At 39.0% G+C, this 13,425-nt stretch carries 12 protein-coding genes; all 12 read left to right on the top strand.

The features are described from left to right. The first annotated feature begins 69 nt into the window (after positions 1 to 69). The 12 genes from GHD00_RS00060 to larB all read left to right on the top strand — a co-directional run bounded on the left by GHD00_RS00060 (position 70) and on the right by larB (position 13,024). Positions 70 to 996 carry a carbohydrate ABC transporter permease gene (locus GHD00_RS00060; protein WP_163536436.1) on the top strand — a complete coding sequence of 309 codons (927 nt, stop codon included), beginning with the start codon at positions 70 to 72 and terminating at the stop codon, positions 994 to 996. A 5-nt stretch (positions 997 to 1,001) separates the two neighbouring features. Further along, a complete protein-coding gene (locus GHD00_RS00055) occupies positions 1,002 to 1,844 on the top strand; it encodes a carbohydrate ABC transporter permease (protein WP_163536435.1) in 843 nt (280 codons plus the stop codon). A gap of 120 nt (positions 1,845 to 1,964) precedes the next feature. Further along, entirely contained in the window at positions 1,965 to 3,119 is a 1,155-nt protein-coding gene (locus GHD00_RS00050; protein ID WP_205600679.1) for a Gfo/Idh/MocA family protein, read from the top strand. A gap of 24 nt (positions 3,120 to 3,143) precedes the next feature. Beyond that, the gene (locus GHD00_RS00045) at positions 3,144 to 4,154 is read left to right on the top strand and encodes a Gfo/Idh/MocA family protein (protein ID WP_163536058.1); all 1,011 of its coding nucleotides are present in this window, start codon (positions 3,144 to 3,146) and stop codon (positions 4,152 to 4,154) included. A 223-nt stretch (positions 4,155 to 4,377) separates the two neighbouring features. Next, positions 4,378 to 5,472: a Gfo/Idh/MocA family protein gene (locus GHD00_RS00040; protein WP_163536057.1), complete on the top strand. Its 1,095-nt coding sequence runs from the start codon at positions 4,378 to 4,380 to the stop codon at positions 5,470 to 5,472. Positions 5,473 to 5,713: 241 nt separating this feature from the next. After that, positions 5,714 to 6,370: a carboxymuconolactone decarboxylase family protein gene (locus GHD00_RS00035; protein ID WP_163536056.1), complete on the top strand. Its 657-nt coding sequence runs from the start codon at positions 5,714 to 5,716 to the stop codon at positions 6,368 to 6,370. 225 nt (positions 6,371 to 6,595) lie between these two features. After that, positions 6,596 to 7,519: an AEC family transporter gene (locus GHD00_RS00030; protein WP_163536055.1), complete on the top strand. Its 924-nt coding sequence runs from the start codon at positions 6,596 to 6,598 to the stop codon at positions 7,517 to 7,519. 210 nt (positions 7,520 to 7,729) lie between these two features. Beyond that, positions 7,730 to 8,998: a nickel pincer cofactor-dependent isomerase, group 22 gene (locus GHD00_RS00025; protein ID WP_163536054.1), complete on the top strand. Its 1,269-nt coding sequence runs from the start codon at positions 7,730 to 7,732 to the stop codon at positions 8,996 to 8,998. Between the two features lie 19 nt (positions 8,999 to 9,017). Then, positions 9,018 to 9,788, top strand: coding sequence for an SDR family oxidoreductase (locus GHD00_RS00020; protein WP_163536053.1), 771 nt, complete (start codon positions 9,018 to 9,020; stop codon positions 9,786 to 9,788). Between the two features lie 31 nt (positions 9,789 to 9,819). Continuing rightward, positions 9,820 to 10,620: an ATP-dependent sacrificial sulfur transferase LarE gene (gene larE / locus GHD00_RS00015; RefSeq protein WP_163536052.1), complete on the top strand. Its 801-nt coding sequence runs from the start codon at positions 9,820 to 9,822 to the stop codon at positions 10,618 to 10,620. A gap of 71 nt (positions 10,621 to 10,691) precedes the next feature. Further along, positions 10,692 to 12,155 (top strand): gluconokinase, encoded by a 1,464-nt coding sequence (locus tag GHD00_RS00010; protein WP_163536051.1) that lies wholly within the window; start codon positions 10,692 to 10,694, stop codon positions 12,153 to 12,155. A 128-nt stretch (positions 12,156 to 12,283) separates the two neighbouring features. Next, on the top strand, positions 12,284 to 13,024 hold the full coding sequence (gene larB, locus GHD00_RS00005) for a nickel pincer cofactor biosynthesis protein LarB (protein ID WP_163536050.1): 741 nt from the start codon (positions 12,284 to 12,286) through the stop codon (positions 13,022 to 13,024). The last annotated feature ends 401 nt before the right edge of the window (positions 13,025 to 13,425 follow it).

The following is a 13,425-nucleotide window of genomic DNA, read 5'->3' as shown; positions in this document are numbered from 1 at the left end:
GAAAAAGAAGCCATCTATATAGATAGATGGCTTCTACTATAAATGGAGGTGTTCAAAATGGCACAAGAAATGAAAGTGGAGGGTAGAGTTCAAAAATCAAATAAATTACGAAGTCAATTAAGAACAGATTTAATTGGCCTGGGATTTATTGCTCCATGGTTAGTAGGTTTTCTAGGATTTATAGTCGGACCAATGTTAGTATCATTATATTTTTCCTTTACAAACTATGATTTATTATCTACACCGGTTTGGATTGGTTTAGAAAATTATGTACAGATGTTTACTAATGATGATCGCTTTTGGAAGGCGATACGAGTTACATTTATTTTCGTATTTGGTAGTGTACCTTTAAAACTAGCATTCGCTTTATTTGTGGCCATGCTTTTTAATACGAAACGCCGTGGGGTAGGTTTATATCGAACATTATATTATGTTCCTTCAATACTTGGTGGTAGTGTGGCAATTGCAGTTGTTTGGAAGCAATTGTTTGGAATGAACGGTGCCATCAATGATGTATTAGGGTTTTTCGGCATTTCCGGAACGGATTGGGTAGCAAGTCCCGATTTTGCACTATCTACTTTAATTATTTTAGTGGTGTGGCAATTTGGTTCACCGATGCTTATTTTCTTAGCAGGATTGAAAGCGATTCCTTATGAATTGTATGAAGCTGCTTCAGTAGATGGAGCGAATCCAGTTGTTCAATTTTTCAAAATTACGCTTCCAATGTTATCACCGGTTATTTTCTTCAATCTCGTGATGCAGACAATTCATGGTTTCATGGCTTTTACACAAAGCTTTTTAATTACAGAAGGTGGTCCGATGGATAACACACTGTTCTATGCCGTGTATCTATATGAAAAAGCTTTTGCTCACTTTGATATGGGTTACGCTTCTGCTTTAGCTTGGGTTCTCTTGTTAATTTGTGCGCTTTTCACAGCTTTTATTTTCCGTACAGCGAAGAGCTGGGTTTACTATGAATCAGAAGGAGGGAATTAAAGATGATGAAAAATAAAAAAACGAGAACACTCCTTTATCATGGTGGTATTTGGGCGTTAGGCTTTTTAATGATTTATCCAATTTTGTGGACGATAGCAAGCTCACTAAAACCCGAAAGTGAAATATTCCGAAATGCTGCCTCGTTAATTCCGACAGAATGGAATTGGGGGAGTTATGCTCAAGGATGGGAAGGTTTTGGTAATTTAACCTTTACTACTTTCTTTATCAATTCAACATTTGTCACAACCATGGTAGTTATTGGGACATTGTTTTCTTCTACTTTGGTAGCATTTGGTTTTGCAAGAGTGAATTTCCGCTTTCGAACACCATTATTCGTTTGTATGATTGTCACGTTAATGCTGCCGCAACAGGTAACATTAATTCCGCAATATATTTTGTTTCACAATTTAGGATGGGTGAATACGTATTTGCCATTAATCGTGCCAGCGTTTATCGGGGGAATTCCTTTCTTCATTTTCTTAATGATTCAATTTATTCGAGGGATTCCACGAGAATTGGATGAAGCGGCTTATATGGATGGTGCGAGTACTTTTAGTATTTTTTGGCGAGTGGTATTGCCATTAACGACACCAGCACTCGCAACGGTTGCGATTTTTTCTTTCTATTGGACATGGGATGATTTTATGACACCACTTGTTTATTTAAATGATACCAAATTGTATACGGTAGCGCTTGGACTGCAAATGTTCTCAGATCCATCCTCTGTATCGGCTTGGGCCCCAATGTTTGCGATGTCTGTTGTATCGATTGTTCCACAGCTGCTTGTTTTCCTATTCTTCCAAAAGTACTTAGTGGAAGGGATTACAGCTGGTAGTGTTAAAGGATAATAGAAAGCATTCTCAGTCAATTTATTACTCAAATGAAACAATTTTAACTATTTATTTATACTTCCGAATTTCATAGAATAAGTGTTAAGAGAAAGCGTTTTAAAAAAGGAGTGGATGGTATTGCAAAAGGTAAAACTTGGCATTATTGGTTTTGGTGTACAAGGTGGAGCATATGCAAATTTAATCAATGAAGGGAAAGTTCCTAATATGGAAATCGGGGCGATTTGTGATATCGACCCAGATAAAGAAAAGCGCGCGAAAGAACAGTTTCCAGATGTGCCTTTTTACCAGGATTACAAAGAAATGATAGAAAGCAGCTATGTGGATGCGATTGTGACTTGTGTACCGCACTATTTACATCCAGAAATGGGGATCGAAGCATTGAGTCAAGATGTTCATGCGTTGCTTGAAAAGCCGGCAGGTGTTTATACAAAACAAGTTAAAGAAATTAATGACTATGCCATAACAAAGCCTGATCTCACTTATGCGATCATGTTTAATCAACGTACAAACCAGCTCTATCAAAAAGTTAAACAATTAATTGATGACGGGGAAATTGGCGCATTAAGAAGAACAAATTGGATTATTACGACATGGTGGCGCCCTCAAGGGTATTATGACCAAGGATCATGGCGTGCAACTTGGGATGGAGAAGGCGGAGGTGTGTTAGTTAATCAAGCCCCGCACCAAATTGATTTATTTCAATGGATCTGCGGCATGCCAAAGAAAGTGTATACGAAAGCACAGTATGGTTATCAACGTGACATTGTAGTGGAGGATGATGTCACAACACTTCTCGACTATGGAAATGGAGCAACGGGTGTTTTTGTCACATGTACACATGATGTGCTTGGAACAGACCGCCTAGAAATCTTAGGAGATAAGGGAAAAATTGTAGTAGATGATAGCAAAAAAGTGACGGTCAAACGACTGCACAGACCAGAAAAAGAAATGAGCGACACGATGTCGATGCAAGAAATCGGCAAGCTTATACAAGGTGGAGATACGGATCAAATCTATGAAGAGGAAGTTATAGAGTTTAACAGTGCTTGGGGCAGTCAGCATGCCACGGTTTTAGAAAATTTTGCTGCCAATATTTTAGATGGAACGCCATTAATTGCACCTGGGACGGACGGTATTCATGGTGTTGAGCTTGCTAATGCGATGCACTTGTCCAGTTGGCTGGGGAAAGAAGTGTCTTTACCAGTAGATGAAGAGGCGTATTTAGAGGAGTTAAATAAAAGAAGAGAAGAGGAAAAGCAAGGAATCTATTAAAGGGAATGAAATGGAGGGAAAACCATGGTATTGCGAATTGGTATCATTGGTCTAGGTGATATTTCGAACATCCATTTACCAGTCATGCAGCAAAGTGAAAAAGCAGAGCTTGTGGCGGTATGTGATGTTGATCCAAAAGCAAAAACGAAAGGAAAAAGCGCTCCGTTTTATACCGATTATGAAGTGATGTTTAAGGAGCAAGCTTTAGACTGTGTTCACATTTGTTTACCACACCATTTACATTACCCTGTAACGAAAAAGGCTGTAGAACATGGCATTCATGTTTTTTTAGAAAAGCCATTAGCTCATACCATAGAAGATAGTCGAGCTATCGTATCACTGGAACAACAGCATCCAGAGGTGAAAATTTGTGTTTCCTTGCAAAATCGCCTTAATGAAACGGTAGAAGTATTAAATCAAATGGTGAAAGAAGGAAAGTACGGCGAAGTGCTTGGGGTAAAAGGACTTGTGACATGGCATCGACCAAAATCTTACTATGAGGCGAAACCGTGGAGAGGGAAAATGGAGCAAGCTGGTGGAGGTGTGATGATTAACCAGTCGATTCACACACTGGATTTAATGCAGCTTGTCGGTGGAGATATAACATCCATTAGAGGATCGATTGATCGTCTGCTCGATTATGGGTTAGATGTCGAAGATACCGCAACGGCACACATCACTTATGCAAATGGTGCTACGGGTTTATTTTTTGCTACGGTTAGCAATGCACAAAATTCATCTGTTGAATTTCAAGTCGTATTAGAAAAGGCCAAATTAACGATTAAAGATAGTATTTTAACGATTGCAGATGACAACGGAACAAAACGCAAATTAGTAGAGGACGAAAAGTTACCAGGTTCTAAATTTTATTATGGTGCAAGCCATCAAAAATTGATAGACCAGTTTTATCAAGCGATTTTAGAAAATACGAGTGACTATATCCCAGCTAGTGAAGCATATGTGCCGATGGAAATGATTCAGTTAATCCGAGATTCTTCAGCAAAGAAAACGCCTGTGACGATGGCGACGGTATAAACAAGCAGTCATAAGATATCATAATATATCGTGTTACAGATGAAGTGAATTTGACGTAGATACCCCGATTAGAAAGATAGATAAGTGCAGCCATCTCTCTAACTTCGTCAAGTGCTCTTTAATCGAAAAATTTCCTTTAGTGAAATTTATAATTAACAACGTTTGATTTTTATTTGGAAACGTATACAATAGAGTTAGATACTGTTTAATAGGAGTGATAGAGATGAGTAGTGCTGATGGAATGAATTATGCACCTAAAGGAAAGCCGAATCCTGTTGTAAAAGAAGGGGAGTTTGTTTTTGCAGCGGTTGCATTAGATCATGGCCATATTTTTGGACAATGTAATGGTTTGACAGAGGCAGGAGCGACATTAAAGTGGGTCTATGATCCAGATCCAGAAAAAGTGAAAAATTTCTTAGAGAAATTTCCACAAGCGAAACCAGCAGATTCGCTTGAGCAAGTTCTGGAGGATCCAGAAGTAAAGTTAGTAGCTGCTGCAGCGGTGACATCGGAACGCGGCGCATTGGGGAACCGTGTCATGCGAGCAGGAAAAGACTATTTTACAGATAAAGCACCATTTACTACGTTAGAGCAGTTGGAAGAGTCCAAAAAAGTGGTGGAAGAAACAGGTCAAAAATACATGGTATACTACAGTGAACGATTGCATGTAGAAAGTGCAGTATTTGCTGGTCAATTGATTGAGGAAGGTGCGATTGGAAAGGTCATTCAGTTAACAGGATTTGGCCCGCACCGTTTAAGAGCACCTAATCGTCCAGACTGGTTCTTCGAAAAAGACAAGTATGGCGGTATTCTGTGTGATATCGGCAGTCATCAAATTGAACAATTTTTATTTTACACAGGCTGTGAGGACGCAGAAGTGTTACATAGTAAAGTGGGGAACTATGCCAATCCAGAGTATCCAGAGTTAGAAGATTATGGGGATGCTACATTAAGAGGAGATAATGGGGCTACCCAATTTTTCCGTGTCGATTGGTTTACACCAGATGGACTCAGTACGTGGGGAGACGGCAGGACGTTTATTATTGGAACAGAAGGTATGATTGAGATTCGCAAATATGTCGATCTTGCCCGTGATTCTGGTGGAAATCAGTTATATCTAGTAAATCAAGAAGGAGAAAAACACTATGATTTAAATGGGAAAGTAGGTTTTCCTTTCTTCGGTGAGCTAATACTAGATTGTATCAATAGAACGGAAAATGCCATGACACAGAAGCATGCTTTTAAAGCTGCTGAATTATGTTTGAAAGCAGAAGCTCAAGCGATTGATGTTACAAAAGAAGGCGTAACGAATAAATAAGGGTGAAGCTGTTTTCGTTATGAGGCGGAAACAGCTTTTCTTCATGTAATATCAGAAGGCAAGTGGTGTATAGTTCCCTAGGTCATCACAACTTAATATATCTTCTTATTGAACGATATGAGGATAAAATATCGGAATGAAAAAGAGTTATAAAAAGCCTATTCTGATTTACTAAAATTATGAATAATGGTAAGATTATCCTGAACAATGGTATTAAAGTATTATAGAGGAGGAACTGGTTATGGGGAATGATGTGTTATATGCAAAATCGTACTTTGAAAGACTGCCAGAATTAAAAGATCTTGCGCCTGAAGCGTTTAATGCTTTTGTCGAGTTTGATCAAAAGGCTGTAGCACCAGGAAAGCTAAGCGGCAAATTAAAAGAATTGATTGCTGTAGCCGTTGCCCATATAACGGGATGCCCTTATTGTATCGATTTTCATGTGAAAAACGTAAAGAAGCAGGAAGCTACGAAGGAAGAGGTTTCAGAAGCTATTTTCGTTGCTACTGCTTTAAAAGCTGGCTCTGCTATCGCTCACAGTGTCAATGCTTTGAATACATACGATGAGAAAGAAGATGATGTTTTATACAAAGCATCCTATTTCAACCGATTGGAAGAACTATCCAAACTAAATGGGGATGCTTTTCATGCGTTTGTTGATTTCGATCAGAAAACAATGAAAGACGGTGCTCTTTCAGCTAAGGAAAAAGAACTGGTTGCCGTTGCTGTTGCACATACGACAGGCTGTCCTTACTGTATTGATATCCATACAAAAGGGGCAAAACAACAAGGGACAGCGAAGGATGAATTAGCAGAAGCCATTTTCGTTGCCACTGCTCTTAAAGCTGGTTCTGCGATAGCACATAGTGTCAATGCTTTAAATGCATATGATGAATAAAAAATGGGTGCAGCAGCACCCATTTTTATTCTAAGAAGCATCCGAATGAATCCAAACATTAGAGCTTTCGGATGAATTTTCAAAATCTTTAAGTAAAAATTTTGAATTTTTGAGAAGCTACTATATTTGTTGAAAAAATATCACGTTTTCGTTCTCATTGTCATAATAATGTGATACAATAATAATAACAACGTTGTTATTCGTCGTTGGTAAGGGAGTGAGTGAATGTCAGAATTTTTAATAATCTTTAAAGATGTAATTCTCCCTGTCTTTATTTTGATGGCAATCGGATTTTTTCTTCAGATGAAATTTCGGTTGGATTTATCTACTTTAGCAAAATTAAATATTTATTTCGTCGTACCAGGTTTTATTTTTGTAAACTTATATGAAGCTACGTTTGGATTAGACTTATTTGGCAAAGTACTATTATTTTTTCTATTATTAGTAGCACTATTGTATGTGATCGCTTTTATACTAGCGAGAATTATTAAAATTAATGGTGGAAAGCGTACGACTTTTGCCAATAGTGTGATGTTTTTTAATTCAGGTAACTATGGCGTACCTGTCAATGATTTAGCTTTCCGAGGCGATCCCTTTGCCATGTCGATACAAGTCATCATGTTAACTTTGCAAAATATCTTTTTGTTTTCCTATGGTATTTTTTCTTTAAGAGCGGCGAAGGAAGGAAAGTTAAAGGCGGCATTAGGCTACTTTAAAATGCCTGTCTTGTATGCAATGTTGTCAGGAGTTTTATTAAATGCATGGGATGTTCCGATTCCAGAACCAATTTGGGTATCCGCTAATTATATTGCAGACACGATGATTGCACTTGCTCTTATTACGTTAGGTGCACAAGTGGCAAAAATGCAATTTAAGAAAGGTCTCATTTCTGTTTATATTAGTGTACTCGTAAGATTGATTGGCGGACCACTTATAGCACTTGGCATTATTTTTGCTTTTCAGTTGGAAGGGGTAATGGCCCAAGCGTTATTTATCGCTTCTGCTATGCCAACATCAGTGAATAGTGCAGTGATTGCAGAAGAATATAAAAGCCATCCAGACTTCGCGGCACAAACAGTTCTATTTTCAACCGTCGCAAGTATGGTGACAGTTACTGCTGTGGTTTATGTAGCTCAAGTTATTTTCTAGTCAATGATCTATTTTATAATTTTAGGCTATGATTAATTCAGATTCCAGATGCGTGTACAGGGAGCTTAGATTTGGATAGCTCATGAATAAGGAAGTAATTTGAACTTATACTATGAAAAGTTAAACATCAACCTATTTACATTAATTTGTCCGCCAAACAAATAGATGATATACTAACCACAATAAATAAGAACATAAGGAGTGAAGTTTATGGGGATCCTGCAGGAACTTGTAAAAGATATACCAATTCCTAAAATGACAAAAGTCAAGCAGTATTTTGATGATGCAAAAATAGAAGATCTTGGGGCAGAACTGGAACAGCAATTAAATCAAAAGGGACTAGAAAACCAAGTCAAACCTGGAATGGAAGTGGCGGTTGCAGTCGGTAGTCGGGGACTTGATCGACTTGTAGAAACAACGAAAGTGACCATTGACTTTTTAAAAAAGTTAGGAGCAAAGCCATTTATCGTACCTTGTATGGGTAGTCATGGTGGTGCATCAGGTCCAGGACAAAAAGCAGTTCTAGAGCATTTAGGTGTAAAAGAAGAAGTAGTCGGTGCTGAAATTCGTTCTTCGATGGAAGTTATTCAAATTGATCAATTAGAAAACGGTTTACCGATTTATATTGATAAAATTGCTTCCGAAGCAGATGGAATTGTCGTCATTAACCGTGTGAAGCCGCATACAGCTTTTCGTGGACAGGTGGAAAGCGGTATCATGAAGATGATTAGCATTGGGTTAGGAAAGCAAAAAGGGGCCGAGGCTTGTCATCAGTTAGGGTTTAAACACATGGCAGAGCATGTCCCAGCAATGGCAAACATCATCATTGATAAAATGCCAATCCTTTTTGCTGTTGCTACTGTGGAAAACGCTTTTGACAAAGTGGCTGAACTTGAAGTGTTATTACCAGAAGAGATTGAAGAACGAGAAAAAGAGCTTCAAAAGCTTTCCAAACAAACATTGCCAAAGTTATTTTTTGATCAAATAGATGTACTAGTTATAGATGAAATTGGCAAAAACATTAGCGGTGACGGTATGGATCCAAATGTTACAGGCCGTTATCCGACACCATATGCTTACGGCGGTCCGGAAGTATCGAAAATGGTCGTGCTCGATCTAACAGAAGAAACAGAAGGAAACGCAAATGGTGTTGGAACAGCAGACTTTACTACTCAAAAGCTTGTCGACCAAATGGACCGTGAAGCTACATATGCTAATGGTCTAACCTCAACCGTTGTAGGTCCTACTCACATCTCAACAGCGATGCCAAACGATATAATGGCGATTCAAGCAGCTATAAAAACATGTAATATATTGGATTTCAGCAAAGCGCGAGTAGTAAGAATTAAAAACACTCTTGAAATTGGAGAAATCGAAGTGTCGGAAAATATGTTAGAGGATATTACCACACATAATAATTTAGAAAAATTAACAGATCTATATGACATGGCTTTTGATGAAAATGGAAATCTAAAATAATTGATGGAGGGAATGTAACATGAGTAAACTTTTTGATTTAACAGGGAAGGTAGCAGTAGCACTTGGAGGAAACAGTACGTTAGGGGGGTCTATCGCTAAAGGATTCGCTGAACATGGTGCAAAAGTAGCCATTGTCGGACGTAACATGGAATCCGCAGAAGAAATCACTAATGAAATAAAACAAGCAGGGGGAGAAGCAAAATCCTTTCAAGCCGACGTTAGTGATCTAGCAACAGTAGAAAAAGTAGCGCAAGAAATTGAAGATTGGGCAGGCGGATGGGATATCCTCCTAAATGCACCAGGTATGAACAGCACTACTCCATTCTTAGACTTAGCAACAGAAGAGTGGGATAAAATCATGGACGTTAATCTTCGCGGAGTCGTATTTGCTACTCAAATTTTTGCGAAAAAAATGGTAGAGCAAGACCGTGGCGGGAGCATCATTAACATATCGTCCGTGTCTTCGACCACACCATTATCAAAAGTATTCACATATTCTGCATCCAAAGCGGCTATGAACAATGTGACTCAATTTTTAGCACGTGAATTTGCACCAAACAATATTCGAGTAAATGCGATTATCCCAGGATTCTTCCCTGCAGAGCAAAATCGTAAAATCTTAAGTGAAGAGCGTGTCAATCAAATCATGGGTCATACACCAATGAATCGTTTTGGTGACCCAGAAGAACTTCAAGGGGCAGCTATTTATTTAGCATCTGACAAAGCAAGTGGTTATGTGACAGGTACCTTCATTCGAGTAGATGGCGGATTTGGCGGCATGACGATATAATGAAGGAAAAGAAAAGGAGGGAGTGAGAGCCATGATCGAACAAAAATATCATGCGTTAACCTCTATACTCCAAGAAATGAAGCAAGTTGTCGTTGCTTTTTCTGGCGGGGTGGACAGCACGTTTCTGTTAAAGGCTGCTATCGATACACTAGGTGAAGACAACGTATTAGCGGTCACGGCAGACTCAGAGACATATCCGACTAGTGAGTTAGAAGAAGCAAAGCGATTAGCAGAACATATAGGAGCTAGACATCAAGTGATCGAAACTAGTGAGCTTGCGATACCAGGATATACCGAGAATGATAAGAACCGCTGTTATTTTTGCAAAAACAGTTTATTTGATCATCTCGTACCTATAATGGAGACGAAAGGTTTTCAAAACATTGTCTATGGTGTGATTGCGGATGATATGAGTGAATATCGTCCAGGCATGCAAGCAGCAAAAGAACAAGGGGTGCGAGGGCCATTACAAGAAGCAAATTTGTTTAAAGAAGAGATTCGAGAATTATCAAAACAAATGGATCTTCCGACATGGGATAAACCGTCTTTCGCTTGTTTATCTTCTCGAATCGCCTATGGAGAAAAGATTACCAAACAGAAGCTGACAAAAGTAGAGAAGTCAGAGGCTTTCTTAAAAACCATTGGACTTCGTCAAGTAAGGGTTCGTACCCATGAAGACATTGCCAGAATTGAAGTCGAACCGCAAGATATGCCAAAACTATTAGCCAATCATCAAAGAGTAACAGAAAAGTTGCAAAACTATGGCTACAAATTTGTTACAATGGACTTGGTAGGATATAAAAGTGGAAGCATGAACAAGGCCCTATCCTAATCAAGTGCCGAAAGCTTTGGATCATTCCAAAGCTTTTCTCTATGTGGTGAAAAAGAGGAGGAACATAAGAGATGAGTGAAGTAGTAATTGGATTAGACTTAGGAACTACAAGTGCGAAGGCGGTTGCCTTTGATCTAAAGGGGAATGTCATCGAAGAATCTGAGCAATTGATCGAAACATTGTATCCGAAAGAGTCTTATGTGGAACAAGACCCTAATGCGATTGTACATAGCACTCAACAAGTTTTAACGGATATTTTTTCAAAAACAAAAGAAAATCAAGTGTTATCGATCGGGATTTCTTGTGCCATGCATTCACTGATTTGTGTCGATGAGGAAGGAAAAGCGTTATCGAACATGTTGATTTGGTCGGATGGAAGAAGCAGTGAATTAGTAAAACAACTGGATCCTTCCTTGAAAAAGGAGATTTACACAAAGACAGGTACTCCTATTCATCCTATGTCTCCGTTGCTTAAGCTGTTATGGATGAAGGAACAGGATTATGAACCGTACCATAAAGCAAACTATTTTATGTCCATGAAAGAATATTTGCTGTATCAATGGTTTGAAAAGCGTGTCATTGATTATTCGATGGCTTCTGCAACTGGTCTAATGAATGTCAAATCCTTGGATTGGGAAGAACAAGCATTAGAACTAGCAGGTGTTAACCGCTCTCAATTGTCTCAAATTGTTGGACCTACAGAGGTAATGGAAGGGCTGAAACCAGAGCTTGCTGATCAACTGGGATGGCCTGATGGAACACCATTAGTGATAGGAGCAGCTGATGGACAATTAGCCAATTTAGGTGATGGTGCCATCAAACCTGGGGAAGTGGCAGTAACCGTTGGAACCAGTGGTGCGATTCGTCAACTGATTGCTGGCCAAAAGGTAAATGATAATCAAGAAACATTTAGCTATGCGTTCACTGCTGATTCGTCTATTATTGGCGGGCCAACGAATAATGGTGGAATAGCGCTGCAGTGGTTAAAGGATTTATTAGAATATGAAGGATCTCATGATACCTTTTTAGAAGGGGCTGAAGATGTTCCAGTCGGTGCCGATGGGTTGTTATTTGTGCCATATGTGAATGGAGAACGAGCACCTGTTTGGAATCAACAAGCAAGAGGAAATTTCTATGGATTAAGTGTGACTCATCGTCGACCACAATTAGTTCGAGCTGTATTAGAAGGGATTGCATTAAACTTATATCAAATTGGTCAATCTTTAGAAGAAATTGCAGGTGCTCCGACAAGTATCTCAGTAAATGGTGGTTTGAGTAAGTCACCATTGTGGGTGCAAATTTTAGCAGACATTTTTGGTCAGGAAATTCAGCTTTCTGACACACATCACGGTGCAGCATGGGGCGCAGGGTGGACCTCTTTAGTTGCCATTGGTAAAGTCGATTCCTTTGAAGCTATTAAGGAAAACATCCCGATTGACCATGTGGTAAAGCCAAATATGGACAATCATCGTGCCTATCAAGAAGTATTTTCACGCTATCAAAAATTAGCAAAAGATGTAGAAAAATATTTTTAAATAAAAAGCTTTGTTCAACTCAGTGTTGATATTGATTATCGACATTTACATTTAACAAGCTTTCATCAAGAGGGCTATGGTCATACCTTTCTCCATAGTCCTACTTTTTCGTTAGGGTTGTGATCAGAATGTTAGAAGACATATTAAAACAAATCGAAAATGGAACGTTAACGGCAGAAGAAGCTAAGACCAAACTATCCACATTTGAAAACTTAGGATTCGCTAAAGTCGATCATCACCGAAAAAAACGGCAAGGATTCCCTGAAGTGATCTTTGGAGAAGGCAAGGAGCCATCCCATATTATTGATATTTCCCGGGCAATAAGGGCAAAAAACGAAAACATATTAGTCACTAGAGTCGAATCCAGCAAAGCGAAAACTATTTTGCAAGAAATGCCTGAATTCACTTATCATGAAACAGCAAACTTACTATTTTTGAAAAATAAAGAGGAAGAATGTCGATTTGAGGGCTATATTGCTATCGTCTGTGCAGGTACGTCTGATTTGAAAGTAGCTGAAGAAGCTGCTTTAACAGCAGAAGCATACGGAATAGAAGTACGACGGTTTTACGATGTCGGTGTAGCAGGTATCCATCGTTTATTAGAAAATATCGATGAGATTAGAAAAGCAACCGTTTCTGTTGTGATCGCAGGGATGGAGGGCGCACTTCCTAGTGTTGTAGGAGGGCTCGTTTCGCATCCAATTATCGCTGTCCCGACAAGTATCGGGTATGGAGCGAATTTTAATGGATTATCCGCATTGCTAACCATGTTAAATTCATGTGCTTCAGGTATTAGTGTTGTCAACATAGATAATGGTTTTGGCGGAGCATATAATGCCGTGATGATTCACCGTTTAGCCAATTCGTAAAAAAGTGTGTCGCATATGTCATGCGATACACTTTTTTTATTTCCACAAAAGATAGTGAAAAATTTGTTCGTAATATCCATAAACTACGACGTAATCCTATCATGACTTTCTAACATTCTTTCTTAGATGAGTGCAAAGAATCGCTTCGGCAAGATACTTCGCTTTCCGCGGACACGGCCTCAGCCTCCTCGCTCGTCCCTCGCTGCGGGGTCTTCGGACACGTGTTGTTTCCGCAGGAGTCTTCGTATCTTGCCTCCGCTTTGTGTGGTGTTCTGATTGAAAAAAGAAATAGTACAAAGAAATGAATTCCAATGGGTCTATTCTCCCAGAAGGCAGAACACCTTTATTAGCGAAGGTAGAATACGGAGACTGATATGAACGAAACTGTCAAGGCTTTCTTC

The organism is Gracilibacillus sp. YIM 98692 (assembly GCF_010993965.1).
GTDB lineage: Bacteria > Bacillota > Bacilli > Bacillales > Amphibacillaceae > Gracilibacillus.
This window is presented reverse-complemented; position numbering and strand designations above follow the sequence as displayed.

Bases quoted from the DNA above. Each gene is read 5' to 3' on its own strand.
- GHD00_RS00060 (WP_163536436.1), top strand. From the start codon at position 70: ATGAAAGTGGAGGGTAGAGTTCAAAAATCAAATAAATTACGAAGTCAA.
- GHD00_RS00055 (WP_163536435.1), top strand. From the start codon at position 1,002: ATGAAAAATAAAAAAACGAGAACACTCCTTTATCATGGTGGTATTTGG.
- GHD00_RS00045 (WP_163536058.1), top strand. From the start codon at position 3,144: ATGGTATTGCGAATTGGTATCATTGGTCTAGGTGATATTTCGAACATC.
- GHD00_RS00040 (WP_163536057.1), top strand. From the start codon at position 4,378: ATGAGTAGTGCTGATGGAATGAATTATGCACCTAAAGGAAAGCCGAAT.
- GHD00_RS00035 (WP_163536056.1), top strand. From the start codon at position 5,714: ATGGGGAATGATGTGTTATATGCAAAATCGTACTTTGAAAGACTGCCA.
- GHD00_RS00030 (WP_163536055.1), top strand. From the start codon at position 6,596: ATGTCAGAATTTTTAATAATCTTTAAAGATGTAATTCTCCCTGTCTTT.
- GHD00_RS00025 (WP_163536054.1), top strand. From the start codon at position 7,730: ATGGGGATCCTGCAGGAACTTGTAAAAGATATACCAATTCCTAAAATG.
- GHD00_RS00020 (WP_163536053.1), top strand. From the start codon at position 9,018: ATGAGTAAACTTTTTGATTTAACAGGGAAGGTAGCAGTAGCACTTGGA.
- larE (WP_163536052.1), top strand. From the start codon at position 9,820: ATGATCGAACAAAAATATCATGCGTTAACCTCTATACTCCAAGAAATG.
- GHD00_RS00010 (WP_163536051.1), top strand. From the start codon at position 10,692: ATGAGTGAAGTAGTAATTGGATTAGACTTAGGAACTACAAGTGCGAAG.
- larB (WP_163536050.1), top strand. From the start codon at position 12,284: ATGTTAGAAGACATATTAAAACAAATCGAAAATGGAACGTTAACGGCA.